This is a genomic window from Brevibacillus invocatus, assembly GCF_003710915.1.
Taxonomy (GTDB): Bacteria; Bacillota; Bacilli; order Brevibacillales; family Brevibacillaceae; genus Brevibacillus; species Brevibacillus invocatus.
Map to the genome: position 1 here is coordinate 1 of NZ_RHHR01000039.1, position 21,241 is coordinate 21,241.

Below are 21,241 nucleotides of genomic sequence, written 5' to 3' on the forward strand. Positions count from 1 at the left end.
TCAGATTTATGAAATTGATTCGAGTATTTAAAATTAGAAATTATTGATTTCAATCAAATTTATAATGAGAAAGGAACTTTGGGAGAAAGATATTTCCTAAGATTGCATTTAAGTGATAAATCGAGTGTCCTATTATCGTATTGGTTAGAGGATAATATAATAACTCCAGGTGCGTACGGTAGTGAAGAGCTAAAAAAAATTGTCCTAAATCAGTTAGAAAGAATAAAAATTGATAGAGATAATGGCTCAAAATGATGCTTTTGGAGAATGACGCGATACCGACCACGCACGCTAGGTGGAAATTTCTCTTTTGCCTTCAGACGATGTACCTATAGATTCTGGTTGTTTCGCTAGGAGAAATAACCTAATCAATTGTGTCGAATAGTGATAATTCGTGTCGAAAATAGTCTATATTACCTAGGTGAACATTGTCAATAGAACGAGCTAATCAGGATGAAATGTGATTTGAGGGTCTATAAAAAATTTTTTGCAAATCCGATAAAACCTATTAATTGACTTGGATATAGATTGCGTAGTACGATAACTCACATGATCAAACGTTGAATAAAGGATAGAATTTCCTCATGTATGATTTACCGAAAGTGTAATCATGTGGATTTTCTATAAGTTTTATTCATACTAAACACAGTTGTATAGATGGAATTGGAGGAAGTTCAGCATGAGAAAAGTGTTGGGTCTTTTTGCATCAGGGTTGCTTGTATTGGCTTTGACAGCGTGTGGGGGAGGAGCGCAGCAAAGTGCCGCGATTCCCGAGAATAAGATCGTCGTAGGTGTAACGTCTGGTCTTCATGAAGAAATCCTTGAAAAGGTGAAAGAAGTAGCGGCAAAGGATGGTCTGGAAGTAGAGTTGAAAGCATTCTCGGACTTCCAAATGCCAAACATTGCACTGGTTGAAAAAGAAATTGACGCGAACAGCTACCAGACGATTCCGTTTTTGGAGAGCTATAAAAAAGAAAAAAATGCAGATCTGACACAAGTGGGGCAGACCGTCCTCAACCCGATGGGTGTGTACTCGAACAAAATCAAAAGCTTGGACGAGCTGAAAGAGGGAGACAAGATCGGATTGCCGAGCGATCCGACGAATAGCGTACGCGCCTTGCTGGTCTTCCAGAGCGCAGGACTGATCAAGCTAAAAGACGGCGTGGGTGATGACGCGACTGTTCTCGATATCGCAGAAAATCCGAAGAAGCTGGAGTTCATCGAGCTGGATGCAGCACAAATCGCCAAGCAGCTGGATGATCTGACAGCAGCAGCGATCAATACGAGCTATGCGATCAAAAACAACCTGAATCCTGGCAAAGACGCAATCTTCCTGGAGCAAAAGGATTCCAAGCACCACAACGTCATTGTCGTCCGAACAGAAAACAAGGATGACGCCGCGGTACAAAAACTGGTGAAGGCATATCAAAGCGACGAAGTGAAGAAGTTCGTGGAGGAACATTTCGAAGGTTCGGTTATCCCAGTTTGGTAAACCGCAAAGGCTCCGCCCACAATGGGTGGGGCCACGTTTTGTTCATTCCGCTTGCAAATGTCTAACTGCTCGGGAGATTGAAGGAGGTTCAGCTCAGACGTGATTACATTGTCGAATGTTTCAAAATCTTTCCGCACGTCCAAAGGAACGGTTCATGCGATTCAGGATGTTTCACTCGAAGTAAAACTGGGCGAAATCTTTGGCGTGATCGGATACAGCGGCGCAGGGAAAAGTACGTTGATCCGGTGTGTCAATTTGCTGGAAGCACCTACTTCCGGTTCTGTCGTCATTCAAGGCAAAGAAGTAACCAACCTGCCTGCGGAGGAGCTGATGCAGGTCAGACGCAAAATCGGCATGATTTTTCAGGGGTTCAATTTGCTCAAGACAGCGACCGTCTATGACAATATTGCGATTCCACTGCGGCTGACAGATGTAGACAAAAATGAAATAGACGGGCGTGTCACCAAATATCTGCGGATCGTGGGCTTGGAAGACAAGCACGACGCCTATCCAAGCCAATTGTCCGGCGGGCAGAAGCAGCGGGTTGCGATTGCGCGGGCCTTGGCCCAGGAACCAGAGCTGTTGCTAAGCGACGAGGCGACGAGCGCCCTGGATCCGGAGACGACCGAGTCCATCCTGGAGCTGCTGCTCAAGATCAACGCTGAGCTGGGTATCACTATCATGCTGATCACCCATGAGATGAATGTGATTCAAAAAATCTGTGACCGGGTGGCTGTCATGGAGAATGGGCGAGTGATCGAGCTGGGCAAGACGGTCGATATCTACGCCCAGGCCAAGCATCCGACGACCAGACGTTTTGTCAACAGTACCTATCACAAGGAACTGCCCCCTTCCCTGCTGCAAGAATTGAAAGAGACAGGTCCAGTGGTCAGGCTCTCGTTTGTCGGTGGAAGTACCAGCAAGCCTGTATTAGCGCAGGTAAGCGCCCTCTTTCCGGTATCGCCCAACATTTTGGCAGGGGGGATTATCCAGCTGAAGCAAGAGAAGATCGGCACCCTGGTGGTCCATCTGAATGGAGATCCGGAAGAGACGAAAAAGGCAATCGCCTATCTGGAAGACCAGGGCGTAAAGGTAGAGGGAGTGGAAGTAGGAGATGAGTGAAATCCAGCAATTCATTGAAGGGCGTTTGCCTATCATCGGCGAGTCTGTGGTCCAGACGCTTCAGATGGTTTCCGTCTCGCTCGCCATTTCTGTCCTGATCGGCTTGCCGCTTGGCATTCTGCTGATCCTGACGCGTCCGGGGAATGCACTGGAAAACCGCATTGTCTACCAGGTGCTAAATGTGTTTGTCAATATCGTCCGTTCGATTCCATTTATTATCCTGCTCTTTTTCATCCTGCCGTTTACCAAGCTGATTGTCGGCACATCGATCGGGATCAAAGGAGCCATCGTTCCACTGATCGTCCACGCTGCGCCCTCCATCGCGCGCCTGATGGAGAATGCACTGGTGGAGGTGGATAGCGGCGTGATTGAGGCATACCGATCGATGGGGATTCGAACACGTCACATCATCTGGCACGTCATGCTGCGTGAGGCCAGACCGACGATTATCCTCGGATTGACCATTGCAGTCATCAACCTGGTGGGCGCTACGGCGATGGCAGGCTTGGTCGGGGCTGGCGGTCTGGGCGACCTGGCTTATCGCTTCGGGCATCTGCGCTACGAGGTCGATGTGATGTACGTCACCGTATTTATTTTGATCCTGATGGTGCAATGCTTGCAGTCAATAGGGAATAAATTAGCAGCCAAGTATAAAAAAGATTAGTGCAATTGCGACAGGGAGGTGTGAAAATAGATGAATGAGGATTATTTATTTGTAAATAAAACAGGAGCGATTGCGACGATTTTTCTCAATCGTCCAAAAAAGCGGAATGCATTCAATCTGGCCATGTGGATCAGGTTGTCCCAACTTCTCGAACAGCTGGAAGCAGATGACGAAACAAGAGTCGTGGTCATTCGCGGTGTGGACGAAACGGCTTTTGCCGCAGGAGCGGATATCAGTGAGTTTTTGGAAAACCGTTCATCTGCCGAAAAGGCGAAAGCGTACAACGATCCGGCAATGGAGTCGGTCGATCGCCTGCATCGTTTTCCCAAACCGACGATAGCCATGATTCATCAAACCTGCATAGGCGGAGGCTTGGACATCGCGCTGTCTTGCGATTTTCGCTTCAGCGCAGACAATGGAATGTTCGCCATCACGCCAGCCAAGCTGGGGATCGTCTACAATCTGACCAGCACCAAGCGGCTTGTTGATCTGGTCGGACCGTCGCGAGCCAAAGAGATGCTGTACACGGCGAGCACCCTCGATGTGAGCGAAGCGTACCGCATCGGTCTGGTCGATCGCATCTACAGTACAGAAGAGCTCGAACGTGAGACGTACACTTTCGCAGAAAAGCTCAGTGAAGGCTCACAGGTATCGATGCGCGGTACCAAAAGGATGGTGCAGGCTGTCCTGGACGGGAGGATCGAAGAGGACGCTCAGTTGGCTGAGCTGGTCCTGCAATCCTTTGACTCCGCTGATCACCGGGAAGGTGTGCAAGCTTTTTTGGAGAAGAGAAAACCACGTTTTCGCTAACCAGGAAGGGAAGTAGTCATTGATGTCTTTTACAGAAAACAAAGAAACGCTGCTGTTCACCAAAGTAGATAAATCTACGGAGTCTCTCCCGATCTCTTATGAGGATTGGGAAAAAAAGGCGCGCGATATGGTTCCAGCCGGACCCTTTGACTATACAGCAGGAGGCTCTGTAGAGGAGCAGACGCTCGCTTCCAACCGCGCTGCATTTTCTCGCTGGGCGATTGTGCCCCGCATGCTTCGTGACGTAACCCATCGTTCGATGGCGATCACGCTGTTCAATCAGCAGTTGAAAACACCTGTCATGCTCGCACCTGTAGGCATGCAGAAGATTTCCCATCCAGAAGGGGAGCTGGCTACAGCACGTGCAGCAGCCGCAGCAGGCGTACCCTTGGTGGTGAGCACGGTATCGTCGCACTCGATGGAGCAAATCGCTGAGGTGATGGGCGATGCTCCTCGTTGGTATCAGCTGTACTGGTCAACAGACCGCGAAGTGAGCGCGAGCATGGTCAGACGGGCTGAAGCGGCAGGCTACTCGGCTATCGTACTGACGGTAGATACGATCATGCTGGGATGGAAGCGTCGCGATTTTAAAAACGGGTACTCGCCACTTCGCGAGGGCTATGGGATGGCCAACTACATCAGCGACCCCGTTTTTTGTTCCCGTCTCGCAGAAGTGACGCCGGAGAATGCGGTAGAGGAAATTCTGCGCACGATCTATACACCGGCTTTGAACTGGAACGATATCGCGTATTTGCGTGAGCATACAAAGCTGCCGATTTTGGTCAAAGGCATCCTGCATCCGGACGATGCCAAGCTGGCGCTGGAACATGGCGTAGACGGTATCATCGTCTCCAACCACGGTGGACGTCAGGTGGATGGCGCGATTTCTTCACTGGATGCTTTGCCTGCGATCGCAGAAGTGGTAAAAGGACAGATTCCTTTGTTGTTGGACAGCGGCGTACGGACAGGCCCCGATGTCGTGAAGGCGCTCGCGCTCGGAGCGAATGCCGTCCTGATCGGTCGACCGTTTGTCTATGGGCTGGCAGTTGCCGGCGAACAAGGCGTGGCCAGCGTGATTGATACCTTGCTCAACGAGCTGGATGTCACGATGGCTCTTTCAGGCAGCACTTCGATTGCAGATCTGAACCGAAGCATCCTGACACGCCTCTAATACACATCCAGGAGGCTTTTGGCATGCAACAAGCGTTACAAGGCATGAAGGTCATCGATTTGACGCAGGTTTTGGCTGGACCCTACTGCACGATGGTGCTGGGTGATCTGGGAGCGGACGTGATCAAGGTCGAGAAGTACCCAAACGGGGATGACAGCCGGATCATGGGTCCTTATTTTGAGCAGGAAAGCTACAGCTTCATGGCGGCCAATCGCAACAAGCGGGGAATTCGCCTGAACATCAAAGAGCAGCAGGGAAAGGACATCCTCTACGATCTGGTGAAGACCGCTGATGTCTTTATTGAGAATTTTCGTCCTGGTACGGCCAAAAGCTTGGGCATTGACTATGAGACCTTGCGCGAGATCAATCCGGGCCTCATCTACTGCTCGATTTCGGGTTATGGACAGACGGGGCCATACAGCTCCAAGGGTGGCTACGACATTATGGCGCAAGGGCTGTCCGGGATGATGAGCATGACCGGAGAAAAGGGCGGACGTCCGGTGAAAAACGGAATCGCCATCCATGATATCGCAGCTGGAATGACCGCGATCTATGCGATTATGGCAGCTTACATTCACAAGATGAAAGCAGGAGAGGGACAGTATATCGACCTCTCCCTGGTGGACTCCGGCCTTGCCTGGACAGTATGGGAGTCGGCAGCTTATTTCGGAGCGGGAGAGGTTTCTACAGCCAACGGCTCCGCACATCGCGTCACAGCGCCGTACCAAGGCTTCCCGACGAAGAATGGACATATTCTCGTCGGAGCGGGCAACCAGAAGCTGTGGGAAAAGTTTTGCCGCGAAGTCATCGAGCGTGAAGAGCTGATCCATGATCCCCGCTTTTTGACCAATACGGATCGGCGCGATCACTTGGATGAGCTGGAGCAGGTGATCCAGGATTGTTTGATGCAGGCGGATTCCGAATACTGGCTTGCTCGTCTGGACGAGGCGGGGGTGCCTTCCAGCCCGATCTACAGCTATGATCAGGCCTTGAATGACCCGCACATCCGATCCCGCGAGATGGTGATGGAGTACGAACATCCGTTAGCGGGGAAGATCCAGAGTCTGGGCTTTCCTGCCAAAATGTCCGGAACACCGGGACAGGTGAAGCGTCCGGCCCCTTTGCTTGGGCAGCATACCAAGGAAGTGCTGGAGGAATTGCAGTACTCGGAAGAAACGATCCGGGAGCTGGAAGAAAAGAAGATTATCTAATAGGAGTCGAGGGCCATCCTGTAACAGGGTGGTCTTTTTGCTCCTCCATGACGTTCAAAGAACGGTTTGGCTGTGATGCTTGCTTCTGTCCAGATCTGTTGCAGTCCAAGCCTGAGTGCCTCCGACTCGAGCTGACGAACCAAAGCGCTGGCGATTCCACGTCCCTGATAATCTTTGTGAACGTAAAGCCGATCGAGATACCCATCATGGGTTATGTCACTAAAGCCTGCAAGCCATCCGTCTATTTCTGCGACATAGGTGATGTGACTACGAAAGGTATCGCCCCATTGCGCCATTTTCGTCTCCCGTTCGTCTTCTGGCGCCCAGACTTGCAACTGTTCTTGTGAATAATCACGAGCATTCACCGTATGCACGGTTTCGTAGAAGAGGGTAACCATTTGATACGCGGCGGCTGTTCGCCAATTGGAATGAAAAAGCAGTTTCCTACGCTGATTGACGAGCAGGCACAGACACTGGAAACGATGATTGTCAGCGGAGGACAAATTGGCGTTCAGATCGAACTTCAGGTAGAGAACCTCGTAAAAGCGACCAAAGCGGCTTTTGCGGACGTCACACAGTAGCTAGATTGGGCAGGAGGCTGTTAACCATGAGATTCAGAATGGAATTGTTCGTGAAGGATGTGCGAGCATCAGCTAGATTTTACTCCGAAGTGCTGGGCTTTGTCAGTGGAGAAGAATCGGACGATTACATGTCTGTGAGAAAGGGGGATGCATCCATCGGTCTTGGTGCTATCGAGAATTTGCCGGATGGTCATTACCTGAAACCTCAATCCGAACAGGAACGAAAAGGGGGAGGGGTAGAGATCGTACTGGAGGTTGAAGCGATCGAAGCCTACTACCGCAGCATCATGGAGCTGGGCTACCCCGTACATGGTGCTTTAGCCAGACGACCTTGGGGAGCTACGGATTTTCGGATTGTCGACCCGGACGGCTACTATATCCGTCTAACAGAAAAAAGATAACGGATTGTTTCTAGAACACCTGAAAGAGAGGGCATTTTTTTGTGAAAAAAAGGATGACAGCTTGTCAACATCGTTTGCAAAAATGTCAGCATTCGTATCCCTATGAACATTCATCTTTTTCCATTCCATGATATAATCGAACCGATATACAACTTGATAGACATCATTTACTAAATCGAATATATCGCTTTTTCTGGAGAGGAACCCATTATGGCTAATGATACGATCGTGCAACTTTCTGACCAGGACTGGGAAGAGTTGTTGCATGAAAAAGATGAAAAATTGAAGCGAGCGTTGCGAGAGCTCGCTGATGTCAGACATGCATTGGATCAATCCACGATTGTGGCGATCACGGATCATCGTGGCCAGATTCTATTCGCGAATGATCAGTTTTGCCGAATCTCCAAGTACGAGCGAAAAGAGCTGATCGGGCAAGACCACCGGATTTTGAATTCAGGTACACATCCGGCGAGTTTTTTCAAGCAGATGTGGGCTACGATCGGTTCAGGGAAGATATGGCGAGGGGAAGTACGCAACCGCGCAAAAGACGGAAGCTTTTACTGGGTAGACACTACGATCGTCCCGTTTAAAAATCAGCAGGGGAAGATCTATCAATATGTATCCATTCGCAGCGATATTACGGATCGAAAGCAAATGGAAGAAGAAGTGAGAAAAAGCGAGGAGCAGTACCGCATCATAGCTGAAAATACATCTGATATCATTTCCATGATCGATAAATCAGGAAAATGTCTCTACCTCTCTCCCTCTCATCGGAACATATTGGATCATCATGTGCCAGATGAGCAGATCATCAACCTGCTTGATGTTGTCGTTGAGGAGGATCGCGAAATTATGGCGTACGCGATTCTCTACACGAGTAGTACAAGAAAAGAATACATGGCGGAATGCCGTCTGAAAACGAATCGAAATACGACTGTCTGGACAGAAACCAAGCTGAATCCGGTGCTGGACGAGCATGGAGATGTAAAGAGGCTGTTGTTGGTCACACGCGACATTACGGAGCGGAAGCTGTCCGAAGAGACGATTCACCACCTGGCTTATCACGATGCCCTGACCGATCTGCCGAACCGCCGGATGTTTATCCAGCATCTGAACAGGGAAATCATTTCGGCCAAGCGCTTCCAATCCAATCTGGCAGTCCTCTTTCTCGATATGGATCGCTTCAAGGATGTGAATGACTCCTTCGGTCACGATGTCGGGGATCTGCTGCTAGTCGAAGCAGCAAAACGTCTGCAGAAATGTGTGAGGACTGGAGATATGGTAGGCAGGCTCGGCGGGGACGAATTTACCATTCTGCTGACGCAAATCACGGGACGCCAGGAAGCAGCGGATATCGCCGGTCATATTATGCAAGAGCTGCAGAAGCCATTTGCCTTTAATGGCAATGAATTCAACATTTCCTGCAGTATCGGGATCGCGCTGTATCCAGATGACGGTGACCAAGCAGAAGATTTGCTGAAACGTGCAGACACCGCGCTCTACACAGTCAAATCGCGGGGAAGAAACGGTTTCGATTTCTTTGATCCGACGATGGAAGCCAAATCTCTGGAACGGATTCTGTTGGAAAATGAACTGCGAAAAGCGATTGAACAAAAACACTTCCAAATCTATTACCAGCCGAAAATGGATATCAGCACGGGCAAGCTGACTGGAATGGAAGCGCTCGTCCGCTGGATGCATCCTGAACTGGGCGTCATTCCTCCCAATCGCTTTATCCCGATCGCAGAAGAAACCGGAATGATTCTGCCGCTGGGTGAATGGATTTTGCACGAAGCTTGTAGACAGAACAAGGAGTGGCATGATCAGGGATTTGAGCTGAAGGTATCAGTCAATCTGTCCGCCAGACAAATCTATCAAAAGGATTTGGTGGCGATGATCAGGCAGACTCTTACAGAAACCGGATTGGACCCGAAATGGCTGGAGCTGGAGATCACGGAGAGCATTTTCGTGAAAATGGAAGAAGCCACATGTGTCTTGCAGCAAATCCGGGAAGAGGGGATTCAGATTTCCATCGATGACTTTGGCACGGGGTACAGCTCCTTCAGCTACATCAAGAGCCTGCCTGTGGATACGATCAAAATCGATGCCTCCTTCATCCGTGATGTGCACCATAACCAGGAAAGCCAAGCGATTGTAAAAGCCATCGTAACGATCGCGGAGAGTCTGAACATGAATGTCATTGCGGAGGGAATCGAGCTTTCCGATCAGGTGGAAGCCTTGCAGCAAAACGGCTGCGGACTCGGACAAGGATACTTGTTCAGCAAACCGCTGGCCAAAAGCGATTTCGACGAATATTTGCGCATGCAGTAAACGATCATGACCGTTTATTTGCAGACCGCAAGCGGCCACATTCTATATTAATGAAAAAATGGGTGTCCTCAAGTAGGCTCAACTACTAGTGGACACCCATTCTTCATCTCGCTGCACTACTCATTTAAGATCCGCTTATACAAGCCGTGCTCATAAATGTATTGCAGACATACTTCTGGCAACAGAAAGCTGGGATCGCCGCCCTTGCGGATCTCGTCCCGGATGTAGGTCGAGCTGATCCCCATATTGATTCCCTTGCTCATGATCAGAAAATGCTCATCGTTGTTTCGCAGCAGCGGATCGTCCGCGATCATATCGGCAGATGCATAGCCTTCTCTTGACATCACGATAAAGTTGAATTGTGTGACTAGCTTTTCAGCATTGCCCCAGTTGGACATGCCAGCCAGAAGATCAGAGCCCATGATGAAAAACAGATCATCTTCAGGATACTTTTTGCGCATGTGGATCATGGTGTCGTAGGTGTAGGTCTCTCCCGGCAAGGCATCCATCTCTACTGTAGAAATCTCAAAAAGCGGGTCACCAAAGCGATTTTTCTTGTGGCTGGAGGTGGCCAGCGCCAAGCGCAGCATCTGCAAGCGATGGTGGTCTTCGGTCTGCAGCTTTTTATCATGGCGCAAGGACGAGCACGGCACAAAAATGACCTTGTCGAGACGCTTTCGATGAGCTACCGTTGCTGCTGTGAACAGATGGCTGTATGTGATCGGGTCAAAACTGCTTCCGTATATACCAATCCGCATCGGATTCATTCCTTTCCTAAGTCGGCAGAGCAAACAGGTCTTTGGCTACCATGTAAAATCGGTGGATCGCGTCACGGAAATCTTGTAGGCTTTCTGCCAGGCAGTGAAGGCATCTTCTGCGGCTGCTTCAAAACCAGGAATGCTGCTCATGCAATCCTCCAAAACCACGATCCTTGAGGTTACAGACGGATCGGCTTCATAGTATTCGAGGATTTGACGCAGCGACTCTAACACGCAATGCGATTTGGCTTCCCCTACAACGAAGATGTACTCGTACGTCCTCAAGCTCTCCAAAAAGTCGAGCTGTTCTGCTGCATGCGGACCATACTCTGGCTTGATAATACCGTACATTTCACTTAATGGGTCCTTGCCTTTTACGATGCGCAGAGGGGCGGCTTTCCTTGCAACGGAGTGATAGTAAACCATATTCGCAAATTGGCCTTCCAAAGCGGCTCCAAAGCTGCCCTCCAGGCAATGGTAGGGCCAGATGCAGAGCTCTTTTTTGCTGTTTTGCGCCAGATGGCTTACATAGTCGAGGCTTTCTGTCTGATGGGTGAGGGCTCGCCATTTTCCAAGCTGCACGTCTTCATGCGTAATGATGGTGAATGGGGCTGGATGATTGCCCTTGTCATCGACCCACCAGCCAGGATGAAAGATTTGCTGAGGCTGGTGCGTATCCAAAGAGATTGCGACCTGCGTAATCTTCTCCATATGATCGTACAGGAATCGGGCAGCGCGCGATACGTCCAGGTGGGACCCTGGTACGCCGAGCTCTCCCTGCTCCATGAAATCATTTTGCATATCGATAGCCAGAAACAGCGTTTTCCGTTTGTCAGCGCTAGCTGGCGAGATGTTCTCCTGGGTTGCTTTTTGGAGCAGATGATTCAAACGGACTTCGGAAGTACGTCCGATACGGGTTTCATCAAAGAGTTCGTGAAACGGCGTCTTCATGATTTTCCTCTCCTTTGGATAGAAGCTGGAAGCTCTTACTATGTATTTAATCCAAAAAGGACGCAACATTCAATACAACGACCACAAGTTCAAGAAGTTTACATAAAAAAACCATTGTATTGATAATCAGGTGTGATAGATTGATACATGGAAACTTGGAGTACAAGGATAAACGGTAGAAAAAGTAGACCAACGAAAAGAGAAAAAGGCGGGAACACGTTTGAAAGATTTTCGCTTGTTCATTGCGGCAGGGGCCTTCCTCCTTTTGATTGGATGGTTCCTGCCTGGTGTGCCATTTGCGAAGAGAACGGAGCAGGTGACCAGCACACCCGAATTTACCAGACTTTTGCCAGGTGAGCTTTTTATCAGGGAGCATCTGACGAATGAAGATCTGACCCTGAAGACCAATCTTCAGGCTTCTCCCACAAAAGACGAGAATGTCGCACAAGGGGATGAAACCCTTTCAGAGTCACTGGGTCTATGGATGATGTACGCAGTGGAAAAAGGGGATCATGCCTTGTTTGCTCAAAATGTAGACGTCCTGCAAGCCCACTATTACCAAGATGGCTGGATCGCCTGGAAAGCAGGGGGAGAGAAGAATGCCACTGTCTCGACCAATGCACTCGTCGATGATCTGAGGATTGCTGAGGCTCTCTATCTGGCAGCAGAAAAATGGGGAGACGAAAAGTACACCCAGCTCGCCAACGAAATCGGACAAAGCGTCAAGGAGCATCAAGCGCAGGGCGGTCTCTTGGTCGATTTTTACGATCGGAAGCATCAGCTGTCCAGTGATCACCTTACGCTCTCCTATCTGAACGCTTCAGCTATTCATATGATGAAGGAGCATCAGCAGGTTAGTGAGGAGCTCGATCAGCAAGTACGTACTTTTCTGGACAAGCTGCCGACCCGGCAAGGATTTTTCCCATTTTCCTACCAGCTGGCCAAGAAAGAGTATGTGTATCAGCAGGAAGTGAATCTGATCGATCAATTGTATATCGCGTATCATCGGGCACAAGCAGGGATTGCGTCGCCAGAGCTTTGGTCGTTTTTGAAGGCAGAGTTCGTGCAACATGGCCTTCTGTATGGAAGGTATGATGCAGTGACGAAGCAGCCTGTGGTCGCGTACGAGTCTCCAGCCGTATACGGATTGGCGATTTTGACTGCAAGCGAGCTTGGAGATCATTCCTTTGCCATGGATTTGTACGAACGAATGATTCGCCAGCAGATTCGGCGACCGGAACATGCATTCTACGGCGGTTATTTGGACATGAGTCGGATGGATACGCATTCCTTTGACAATTTGCTTCCACTGCTTGCAGAAAGGAGGCTGTTCAATGATGGGGCGCTCCAATAAGAACGGGATATTTATCGGCTATCAAGTGACATTTTTGTTTTTCATTCTCCTGCTCATCCTGTTCGCAGCGGGTTTTCCTTCCATGCAGCTGATCCCGGCCATTCTGATCGGCTGGACGCTGATCATCAGTCTGACGGGCATTTTGTTTGGATTGCTGGCCAGCTTGGGGCTGAGTCTGTTCAGTCTGTTTCTATTTGGAAGTCTGTTGATTTGGGGGATGTTTGCCGGCTGGACGATCCCGCTATCCGTTACCGATATCGTCATCTGGATGGGACTCTTTCTCATCGCAGCCATTCTTACCGGTCTGACTCATCGGTTGGTGAGCCAGACAGTAGCCGAGCATCAGGAGATGGTAGAGAAGTTTGACGAGCTGGTTACGATCGATGAAGTGACGGGATTTTCAAACGAAAAGCGGCTGCTTTTTGACCTGGAGGAAGAGTTCAGTCGATCACGCCGGACGGGTATTCCTTTTTCGCTGATGCTGATCGAAGTCAACTATCTGGACTCCTATTTTCGTCTGTACGGACAAAAGGAAGGGGACTACCTGCTTAGCTCCTTGGCTGCCCTATTGCGCAACAACACGAGGCTGACAGACCGCAAGTTTCGCCTCGATCTGAGCGAGCAAGGTTCGGGCACCTTTGCTGTTATTTTAAGCAACAGTCATGAGGAGGGAGCTGAGGTGGTCGTCCAGAAGCTGGAGAAGCTCCTCCGTGTCCACACGCTGGAAAACAACAAAAAGCAGGTCACACTAACGATCGGTTTTGGCATCAGTCATTATGCGGAAGATGTAAGTGACCACTTGGAGATGGTGCAACGTGCCAAACAAGAGCTGGATCAATATATTCAATAATCCTGGCCGCATCGTCCTCTCTTTGCTTGCGGTACTATTGCTGATGGCAGGGACCAGCCTGAACGCTGCCCAAGGGCTAGGACGAGATTCTGTGCCCAGGATATTGGTCGTCTATACGACAGGGGACGGGGTCTTGACTGACGAAGTCCGCATGCTTGATCTGGTGCTGGGTCATTTCAGCTCAAAGCTCTTCTATGTGACGGACGAGGCTTTGACCCGACGGAATCTGAATGGAATCACACATCTCGTCTATTACGGGGGCATCTCCAGTGAATTGTCCAGTTCGACAAGGGAGATTTTGCAGGGCTTTGAAGGCCATTTGTTGGTGTTAGGAAAAAACGTCGAACAGCTGGGAGCTCGATTAGCCTTTCTCCAGCGGAATGGGCAGGTAGATATTCAGATGGTATCCAAACCGCAGGGGATCGATCCGATGCTGCTTGACGACAACTTTCTGGTGGAGCGTATTTCGCTTGTCCAGGGCGAGGTCTTGCTGGAGGGATGGAAAGGCGTTTATTCCTATCCCTTGATGGTGCAGCACGATCGTACTGCCTATTTTGCAAGCGCCAATTTTACTTCTCCCTTCTCCATCTTCGTGTCAGAAGCATTGCACGAAGTATTTCAGCAGGCACATCAAGAGGGACGTCAAGCTTTGCTGCGCTTGGAGGACGTACATCCTCATTCTGATCCAAAGCTGGTTTTGGAAGCCGGGACTTATTTGGCGGAAAAAGGGATTTCCTACGTCATCGCGTTGATCCCGGTATACGTCAATTCCGGGACGAAAGAAATCGTGCATTTGAAGGAAAAGCCGGAAATGGTCAAGGTACTTCGGGAATTGCAGAAAAGGGGAGCTAGTATTATCCTGCACGGCTATATGCACCAATATCGCAATTCAGAGACGGGGGAAGGCTCGGAATTTTGGGACATTGAGAACAACACATCCATATCCAAAGCTCCGGATGATGAGACGCCCTTGAAAAAAAGGCATGAATGGTCATCTCAGTCAGCGTATGAAGACTATGAGCAGTCGCTGAGACAATATGAGAAAAACTACATGCAGACGCGCATGGCGAGCGGAATCCAAGAGCTGACCGAGCTGGGCCTGGCCCCCGTCGCTTTTGAAGCCCCGCACTACACGATGAGTCAAAAAGGGTACGAGGTAATGGCTCGCCATTTTTCTTTCGTGCTGGGGCAGATTCAGTTTAACGACAATGACTGGAGACACATGGGAGCGCCTCCTTTTGTGTCGAAGCCAGCCTTTTTGCACGGAATGACGATTCTCCCGGAAACGGTAGGGTATTACAATCCCGCTTCGCTTACACCCATGCAGGATATCAGGGACAAAGCCAGGCAGGTCAGCTTTGTGCGCGATGGAGTGATCGGGATGTTTTTCCATCCGTACTTGGGCGTGGCCCCTCTGAAAGAAATGATCGCCTACACAGAGACGATGCCTGATCTGCAGTGGATGGACGTGCGCAGGCTGAGCGGGCAGGAAATCAGCGTGGATAGCGGAGGGGAAACCAGCAACGATCCAGCTGTACCGGAGTCAGAAAAGCAAGCGGGAACCGTGTCTGCATCAGAGCTGTATCATAGCGCCATGTCTTCCTTGCGGGAAAATAGTGGGGTACAGCTTGTTTTGTGGGGCATTGCCGTGCTGGTATCGTGCATGGTGATGCTGTTTCTGCTGTACACGTGGCGCAATCGAGCCAATCTGCGAAAACAACTTTTTATGGAGCGTGATCTGGATGACTAATACCTTGTTCTATGTATCCTTGTCCGTCATCTGGATGATGCTTTTGTACCATATGTTCCTGATGCAGGGCGGATATTTTCACTACCTGCGCTATCGAAGATCCATTCCGGAATGGGAGAAAAACGAGAAGCCGCTTCCCAAGGTTAGCATTTTGATACCCGCTCACAATGAAGAGATGGTCATCGAGCGGACCATCAAGGCAATGCTGCGACTGGATTATCCGAAAGACAAGCTGGAAATTGTCGTGATCAATGACAACTCCAGGGACCGGACTGGTGAAATCGCGGACGATTACGCAAATAAATACGGGTATGTAAAGGTGGTCCATACCAAGCCGCCGCATGCTGGAAAAGGGAAGTCGGGTGCGCTCAACCAGGGGCTGGCTCATTCCACCGGAGAAGTTATCATCGTGTATGACGCAGACAATACACCGGAGCGCAAGGCTGTCCATTATCTCGTTCTGGCCCTGCAAAACGATCCTACGGCAGGGGCTGTTGTCGGCAAGTTTAGAGTCGTGAATGCTGCTAAAAATCTGCTTACTCGCTTTATCAACATCGAGACGATCTGCTTCCAGTGGATGGCACAGGCAGGTCGCTACTTCTGGTTTCGGGTGACGACGATTCCCGGCACCAATATTGCGATCCGCCGCAGTCTGCTGGAGGAGCTTGGCGGGTGGGATGAGAAAGCCCTTGCGGAAGATACCGAGCTGACGATTCGCGTCTACAACGCCGGTTATTTTATTCGTTTTTTTCCGGCTGCGATCACCTGGGAGCAAGAGCCTGAAAGCTGGAAGGTTTGGTGGAAGCAGCGGACCAGATGGGCGAGGGGCAATCAGTACGTCGTCCTCAAATTCATGTGGAGACTGTTCTCCTTGCGCAAGAAGAGCATCATGTTTGATTTGATCTACTTTTTCTTTACTTACTTCCTGTTCTTCCTCGGCGTGATTGTATCGGACGTGCTGTTTGTGACTAATCTGTTCGTCGACTTGCAGCTGCAGGTAGGGATTGTCGCCATGATCCTCTGGGTTCTCGCCTACTTCCTGTACGTCACTGAAGTGATGATTGCCCTTAGTATCGAGCGAACAGAATTGAATGTTAAAAATTTCCTGATAGTTTTGTTGATGTATTTTACTTACTCGCAGCTATGGATCGTGTTGGTCGTCTATGCTTTGTACCTGGAGATCAAGCGTGTCCTTTTTCGACAAGAACTAAAGTGGTACAAGACAGAACGCTTTTCAGCTGATAAAAAGTCCGTACCGCCATCAGAAAGACAGGTGTAGAACATGAGAAAAAATTGGAAACCGGCGCTCGCGCTTTTGACGGTCACCACACTCCTCTTTGGGCAAGGAGCAGGATCAGTCTCTGCACAAGGACAGGCAGTGCCGCCAGGGGCTGGGACTGCTGCGTCGCAGGGCCAGTCGCCCCAATCGCCCCAATCGCCTGTGTTTACCTTCACAAGCCTAGCCAGCCAAGCCCATGCTGTATACGCAGCCAATGGACCCGATCAAACGCTGGGAACCGTTCTTCGACTAGCGAGTGAGCCCGTTACGCTGGGCGGAGTGAACGAGTCCTTTGACTATTACTACAGCGTTCCGCGCACAACGGTCGGGAGCAACAACTATCTGGAAATCGCGTTTAGTCACTCTGAGCTGCTGAACGCCACACGCTCTACGTTGACGGTGAGTGTGGATGACAAACCGATGAAAAGTGTGTTCCTGACCAAGGAGACCGCTCAGCATGGAAGAATCAGAATCCCGCTGGGCGCAGCCGAAACGGCATTCGGCTTTCACAAGATTACGATCACCAAGCATAGCTTGCTCACTGACAACATTTGCGACGATCAACACGATCCTGCGAATTGGGTGAAAATCGATAAAAGCTCCTTTGCTTTTCTGGATACACAGGCACAAGCATCGTCTTCAGATCTGCTCAAGGAGTATCCGCTGCCATTCGTGGAGCCGGGCAATTCGACTGAGGTGTATACCAAAATCGTGGTTCCCGATGCCGCGCAGCCCGATGTAGTGGCAGCTGCCTTGAAGGTAGCCACCTCGCTATCCGCCCAAACTGCGACTCATCGCCCGATCCCGATCGTACCGGAGAGCGAATGGAAGGCAAAGGGAGACTTGGGCCACGTAATCGCGATCGGAAATCCTGAGGCATGGAATGGTCCACTCAAGACGCTGGTTGCTGACCAGGGGATTGCTGAGAGGGATCAGAAGCTGGGACTGGATTACTACCAGATGAGAGTCAATCAGTCGCCTGCTGCCAAGCTGTTGCTCCTGGTGACGAGAGGCAAAGAATCGAGTTTTGCCGAGACGATTCACCTGCTGACGGATCAGGAAATGAACAAGCAGCTGGCTGGCAATCAGCTGGTAGTAAAGCAGGCTCCAGGCCAATCTGCTGGAAAGTCTCAATCCCATATACTGTCACTGGCTTCAGCTGGCTATTCGCCTATCATGCTTGAGCACGGAAATAGCGGTACCCAGCAGGTGGTCTTGAAGATTCCATCCCATTGGAAAATTACCGGCGATGTCTCGCTCGATCTGCAAATGAAAATCTCTCCCTTGCTGATGCAAAGTGAAGGAGAGGATAAGCCGCAGCACCAGCTGACAGTAACGGTAAATGGCGTTCCCCACACGGTCTTGCTTCAGCAGCTGAAGCCAGTGGATAAAAATGACGGCTACCAGGTTCGCGTCCCTATTTCGCCGGCTGTGTTGAAGGAGGCAAACCATATCTTGACGGTTGCTTTCTCGGCTTCCATGGACCTCAAGGGAGATGCCTGTGCACCAGAAAACAACAAGGGACGCTGGATCTTTGTGGATAAGGAAAGTACCCTGGATGTTCCACATGAAGTTCCGGCGCAAAACAGCTTTCAGTATTGGCCTGCTCCATTTGTCCAGGACGACGGCATGAAGAACACTGCCTTTCTTCTGCCAGAAAAGTGGACAGGCGAGTATTTGACCCAGTTCTCGATGCTGCTCAATGAAATGCTGAAGGAGGCAGACCATCCGCAGGGGAATGCCTTCATGATCTTTCAGGAACCGCTGACAGAAAAGGATGTGCAGGCGATTTCTTCGTACCACGTGATTGCGATGGGGGATTTGGAGCACTATCCTTCCTTGCTGCAGGCTGAGGGGCAGCTCTTGGTCAACGAGATCAAACCGTTGAATCAGTACCATGTCGTCAATGAAACCACCCGCTATGTTGCGTGGGTCCAGCCCTCGATCTGGAATCCGCAGCGGACTATGAGCTTCTTCCAAGACGCAGATGAAAGCAAGGCGGGTCAGGGCAGCTTCCTTCACGCAGATCTGCTGCAATATCTGAAAAATGCCCATGAAGATGGTCAGATTGTGGTGATGAGCAAATCGAATGATATTTTCACGGTGCAAGTGGACGAAATAGTTGCGAAAGAGACCGGTTTTGACGAGATGGTAGGGAATATTTCGCTCTGGTTGATCGGCGGGGTTCTGGCTGTTTTCCTGATTTTGCTGGTGATTTATATCCGCATGCTGAAAGTGGAGAAAAAGAAAGCAAAAAGAAAAGGATAAAAAATAAATCATTTTTCAAATGGCAAATTTAGTGATTTTGCCCCTCGGAAACAGGAAGGTTTGGCTCTGACAGCAGGCGTGTTTTCTGGCACAAGCTCTCTTCATGCTCGCCCAATTTCTGGGGCCATCTTCGCGCCATACGGACAAATCCAAAAAAGAAGTCGGTTGACAAGGAGTGAAAACCTTTCTATAATCTGAGTCATTCGACAAAGTGAGTAACCTATAAACTGAACTGCCGTGAAAAGGAAAGTAGAAAAGAGCTTTGACGACCAGAGAGCTGCCTGATTGCTGAGAGGGCTGCCGCCAACTCTTTTTGAACGCCACCTTGGAGCACTGCTTTTGAAATCTCGTAGTAGAAAGCAGCGAGTAGCCCACGTTATCGGGCGTCAGTCAACAAAAACGGTCACGACCGTTTTGACTGCACGAGTTTGTCTCTTGTGAAAGGGGCAAAAAAGCTGAGTGGTACCGCGAACGATCGCCTCAGCAATCGGAACCGAGTGAAAGAATCGGACCGATTGCTGGGGCGTTTTTATATTGAAAAAGAGAATGGAGTGGTGGGAATGGATCGACAAAAACAGATGGAACTGCTGCGTCTTCTGGAAGAGGATAGCAGACAGGACGCCGAACAGCTGGGCAAGATGCTGGCAGAGCCAAAAGAAGAGATAGAGAAGGCGATTGCGGCATTGGAAGATGAGAAAATTATCGTGAAGTACCCGGCACTGATCAACTGGGAACGCATGGACGATCATCCCTATGTGAATGCGATGATCGATGTAAAAGTAACGCCGAAGCGGGATGTGGGCTTTGACGAGGTAGCAGAGCGGATCTGCCGTTTCCCTGAAGTAAAAGCCGTGTATCTGATGTCAGGTGCAAGCTATGATCTCTCTGTGGTGCTGGAAGGAAAGACCATGCGCGAGGTAGCATCGTTTGTTTCGCAAAAGCTGGCGACGCTGGATTCCGTTATTTCGACAGCAACCCATTTTATATTAAAACGCTACAAACACGATGGCATTGAATTAGAAGATCGTGATGAAGATCGCAGAATGGTGGTAACGCCGTGAGTACACAAGTATCAGTCAAAAGTCGTTTGTCATCTACCGTTGCATCCTTGAAGCCGTCCGGTATCCGCCGATTTTTCGATCTGGCAGCCTCGATGGAAGGCGTCATCTCCCTCGGAGTCGGGGAGCCTGATTTCGTCACACCTTGGCGCATGCGAGAGGCTTCGATTTCGTCCTTGGAGCGTGGCTATACGGCTTACACCTCCAATGCCGGGATGCTGGAGCTGCGAGTCGAGATTGCGAAATATCTGGAGGAGCGTTTTTCGGTCAGCTATCACCCGGATAAAGAGATTCTCGTGACGGTCGGCGCCAGCGAAGCGATCGACATTGCCTTGCGTGCGATCCTGGACCCGGGCGACGAGGTGCTGGTCGTAGAACCGTGCTACGTCTCCTATGAACCGGTCATCCGACTCGCTGGAGGCGTGCCCGTATTTTTGAAAACCAAAATGGAGAACCAGTTCAAGCTGACTCCAGAAGAGCTGGAGAAGCATATTACAGCACGCACCAAAGCGATTATTTTCTGCTATCCGAACAATCCGACTGGAAGCACGATGAGCGCAGAGGAATGGCAAGCACTGCTGCCGATCCTGCAAAAAAATGATTTGCTCGTCATCTCCGACGAAATCTACGGAGAGCTCACCTACGGTCGGATGCATGACAGCATTGCAGCCTTACCAGGAATGAAGGAACGGACGATCCTGATCTCCGGCTTCTCCAAGGCTTTTGCGATGACAGGCTGGCGTCTCGGTTACGTCTGTGCCGAGCCGGAGCTGCTCGCAGGGATGCTGAAAATTCATCAGTACACGATGCTTTGTGCCCCGACGATGGCACAGATGGCGGCGCTCGAAGCCTTGCGTCACGGTCGCAGTGACATGGAGCGGATGGTGGAGAGCTACAGACAGCGGCGTAATTACGTCGTAGACGGATTCCGCCACATCGGACTTGACTGCCACGAGCCGGAAGGAGCCTTTTACGCCTTCCCGTCGATCGCCCCTACCGGACTGTCGGCAGCAGACTTTGCAGAGAAGCTGTTGATGGAAGAAAAGGTTGCCGTGGTGCCGGGAGATGTGTTCGGTGAGAGCGGTCATGGTCACATCCGCTGCTCGTACGCTACCTCGATGGAGCAGCTGAAGAAGGCGCTGGATCGAATGGAGCATTTCGTAAGCCGATTGTCTTAGACTGCATGTGGG

The 21,241-nt window shown here is 50.2% G+C and carries 18 protein-coding genes, 1 pseudogene and 1 other annotated feature; of the genes and pseudogenes, 16 read left to right on the forward strand and 3 right to left on the reverse strand.

The features are described from left to right. Positions 1–679: 679 nt before the first annotated feature. The 6 genes from EDM52_RS19060 to EDM52_RS19085 all read left to right on the forward strand — a co-directional run bounded on the left by EDM52_RS19060 (position 680) and on the right by EDM52_RS19085 (position 6,470). Positions 680–1,492, forward strand: a complete 813-nt coding sequence (locus EDM52_RS19060) for a MetQ/NlpA family ABC transporter substrate-binding protein (protein WP_122910539.1) — start codon at positions 680–682, stop codon at positions 1,490–1,492. A 99-nt stretch (positions 1,493–1,591) separates the two neighbouring features. Next, entirely contained in the window at positions 1,592–2,614 is a 1,023-nt protein-coding gene (locus EDM52_RS19065; protein ID WP_122910540.1) for a methionine ABC transporter ATP-binding protein, read from the forward strand. Further along, positions 2,607–3,278 (forward strand): methionine ABC transporter permease, encoded by a 672-nt coding sequence (locus tag EDM52_RS19070; RefSeq protein ID WP_122910541.1) that lies wholly within the window; start codon positions 2,607–2,609, stop codon positions 3,276–3,278. The genes EDM52_RS19065 and EDM52_RS19070 overlap by 8 nt, the downstream gene beginning before the upstream one ends. 30 nt (positions 3,279–3,308) lie before the next feature. Next, positions 3,309–4,088 carry an enoyl-CoA hydratase/isomerase family protein gene (locus EDM52_RS19075; protein ID WP_122910542.1) on the forward strand — a complete coding sequence of 260 codons (780 nt, stop codon included), beginning with the start codon at positions 3,309–3,311 and terminating at the stop codon, positions 4,086–4,088. A gap of 22 nt (positions 4,089–4,110) precedes the next feature. Beyond that, complete coding sequence (locus EDM52_RS19080; protein WP_122910543.1) at positions 4,111–5,259, forward strand: alpha-hydroxy-acid oxidizing protein; 1,149 nt, start codon at positions 4,111–4,113, stop codon at positions 5,257–5,259. 23 nt (positions 5,260–5,282) lie between these two features. Further along, positions 5,283–6,470, forward strand: coding sequence for a CaiB/BaiF CoA transferase family protein (locus EDM52_RS19085; protein WP_122910544.1), 1,188 nt, complete (start codon positions 5,283–5,285; stop codon positions 6,468–6,470). On the opposite strand, the gene EDM52_RS19090 is transcribed toward EDM52_RS19085, so the two are convergent. Beyond that, positions 6,467–6,835, reverse strand: a complete 369-nt coding sequence (locus EDM52_RS19090) for a GNAT family N-acetyltransferase (protein ID WP_245997138.1) — start codon at positions 6,833–6,835, stop codon at positions 6,467–6,469. The two genes, EDM52_RS19085 and EDM52_RS19090, sit on opposite strands and share 4 nt — an antisense overlap. Positions 6,836–6,871: 36 nt before the next feature. Between EDM52_RS19090 and EDM52_RS19095 the strand changes: the two are divergent. The 3 genes and pseudogenes from EDM52_RS19095 to EDM52_RS19105 form a co-directional block, all read left to right on the forward strand. Continuing rightward, positions 6,872–7,051 (forward strand): annotated as a pseudogene (locus EDM52_RS19095) (YbaK/EbsC family protein); the annotation flags it as partial. A gap of 26 nt (positions 7,052–7,077) precedes the next feature. Then, positions 7,078–7,452, forward strand: a complete 375-nt coding sequence (locus tag EDM52_RS19100) for a VOC family protein (RefSeq protein ID WP_122910547.1) — start codon at positions 7,078–7,080, stop codon at positions 7,450–7,452. A 210-nt stretch (positions 7,453–7,662) separates the two neighbouring features. Beyond that, a complete protein-coding gene (locus EDM52_RS19105; RefSeq protein WP_122910548.1) occupies positions 7,663–9,783 on the forward strand; it encodes a sensor domain-containing protein in 2,121 nt (706 codons plus the stop codon). Between the two features lie 116 nt (positions 9,784–9,899). Here EDM52_RS19105 and nadD read toward each other — a convergent pair whose 3' ends face one another. After that, on the reverse strand, positions 9,900–10,541 hold the full coding sequence (nadD, locus tag EDM52_RS19110; protein ID WP_122910549.1) for a nicotinate-nucleotide adenylyltransferase: 642 nt from the start codon (positions 10,539–10,541) through the stop codon (positions 9,900–9,902). Positions 10,542–10,586: 45 nt separating this feature from the next. Then, complete coding sequence (locus tag EDM52_RS19115) at positions 10,587–11,492, reverse strand: cysteine hydrolase family protein (RefSeq protein ID WP_122910550.1); 906 nt, start codon at positions 11,490–11,492, stop codon at positions 10,587–10,589. A 220-nt stretch (positions 11,493–11,712) separates the two neighbouring features. Between EDM52_RS19115 and EDM52_RS19120 the strand changes: the two genes are divergently transcribed. From EDM52_RS19120 to EDM52_RS19150, 7 genes are all read left to right on the forward strand, one after another. Beyond that, positions 11,713–12,846, forward strand: coding sequence for a glycosyl hydrolase family 8 (locus tag EDM52_RS19120; protein WP_122910551.1), 1,134 nt, complete (start codon positions 11,713–11,715; stop codon positions 12,844–12,846). Beyond that, positions 12,827–13,696, forward strand: a complete 870-nt coding sequence (locus EDM52_RS19125; protein WP_122910552.1) for a GGDEF domain-containing protein — start codon at positions 12,827–12,829, stop codon at positions 13,694–13,696. Before EDM52_RS19120 ends, EDM52_RS19125 begins: the two co-directional genes overlap by 20 nt. Beyond that, the gene (locus EDM52_RS19130) at positions 13,662–15,446 is read left to right on the forward strand and encodes a polysaccharide deacetylase family protein (protein WP_122910553.1); all 1,785 of its coding nucleotides are present in this window, start codon (positions 13,662–13,664) and stop codon (positions 15,444–15,446) included. Before EDM52_RS19125 ends, EDM52_RS19130 begins: the two co-directional genes overlap by 35 nt. After that, the gene (locus tag EDM52_RS19135; protein ID WP_122910554.1) at positions 15,439–16,725 is read left to right on the forward strand and encodes a glycosyltransferase family 2 protein; all 1,287 of its coding nucleotides are present in this window, start codon (positions 15,439–15,441) and stop codon (positions 16,723–16,725) included. The genes EDM52_RS19130 and EDM52_RS19135 overlap by 8 nt, the downstream gene beginning before the upstream one ends. Before the next feature lie 3 nt (positions 16,726–16,728). Continuing rightward, positions 16,729–18,993: a cellulose biosynthesis cyclic di-GMP-binding regulatory protein BcsB gene (locus EDM52_RS19140; RefSeq protein ID WP_122910555.1), complete on the forward strand. Its 2,265-nt coding sequence runs from the start codon at positions 16,729–16,731 to the stop codon at positions 18,991–18,993. Positions 18,994–19,221: 228 nt separating this feature from the next. Beyond that, positions 19,222–19,479, forward strand: a binding site (T-box leader). A 74-nt stretch (positions 19,480–19,553) separates the two neighbouring features. Next, entirely contained in the window at positions 19,554–20,054 is a 501-nt protein-coding gene (locus EDM52_RS19145) for an Lrp/AsnC family transcriptional regulator (protein WP_122910587.1), read from the forward strand. Continuing rightward, positions 20,051–21,229, forward strand: a complete 1,179-nt coding sequence (locus EDM52_RS19150) for an aminotransferase (RefSeq protein WP_122910556.1) — start codon at positions 20,051–20,053, stop codon at positions 21,227–21,229. Before EDM52_RS19145 ends, EDM52_RS19150 begins: the two co-directional genes overlap by 4 nt. The last annotated feature ends 12 nt before the right edge of the window (positions 21,230–21,241 follow it).

Excerpts from the sequence above, each read along its gene's own strand:
- EDM52_RS19060 (WP_122910539.1), top strand. The coding sequence starts at position 680 with ATGAGAAAAGTGTTGGGTCTTTTTGCATCAGGGTTGCTTGTATTGGCT.
- EDM52_RS19070 (WP_122910541.1), top strand. The coding sequence starts at position 2,607 with ATGAGTGAAATCCAGCAATTCATTGAAGGGCGTTTGCCTATCATCGGC.
- EDM52_RS19075 (WP_122910542.1), top strand. The coding sequence starts at position 3,309 with ATGAATGAGGATTATTTATTTGTAAATAAAACAGGAGCGATTGCGACG.
- EDM52_RS19080 (WP_122910543.1), top strand. The coding sequence starts at position 4,111 with ATGTCTTTTACAGAAAACAAAGAAACGCTGCTGTTCACCAAAGTAGAT.
- EDM52_RS19085 (WP_122910544.1), top strand. The coding sequence starts at position 5,283 with ATGCAACAAGCGTTACAAGGCATGAAGGTCATCGATTTGACGCAGGTT.
- EDM52_RS19100 (WP_122910547.1), top strand. The coding sequence starts at position 7,078 with ATGAGATTCAGAATGGAATTGTTCGTGAAGGATGTGCGAGCATCAGCT.
- EDM52_RS19105 (WP_122910548.1), top strand. The coding sequence starts at position 7,663 with ATGGCTAATGATACGATCGTGCAACTTTCTGACCAGGACTGGGAAGAG.
- nadD (WP_122910549.1), bottom strand. The coding sequence starts at position 10,541 with ATGCGGATTGGTATATACGGAAGCAGTTTTGACCCGATCACATACAGC.
- EDM52_RS19115 (WP_122910550.1), bottom strand. The coding sequence starts at position 11,492 with ATGAAGACGCCGTTTCACGAACTCTTTGATGAAACCCGTATCGGACGT.
- EDM52_RS19125 (WP_122910552.1), top strand. The coding sequence starts at position 12,827 with ATGATGGGGCGCTCCAATAAGAACGGGATATTTATCGGCTATCAAGTG.
- EDM52_RS19135 (WP_122910554.1), top strand. The coding sequence starts at position 15,439 with ATGACTAATACCTTGTTCTATGTATCCTTGTCCGTCATCTGGATGATG.
- EDM52_RS19140 (WP_122910555.1), top strand. The coding sequence starts at position 16,729 with ATGAGAAAAAATTGGAAACCGGCGCTCGCGCTTTTGACGGTCACCACA.
- EDM52_RS19145 (WP_122910587.1), top strand. The coding sequence starts at position 19,554 with ATGGATCGACAAAAACAGATGGAACTGCTGCGTCTTCTGGAAGAGGAT.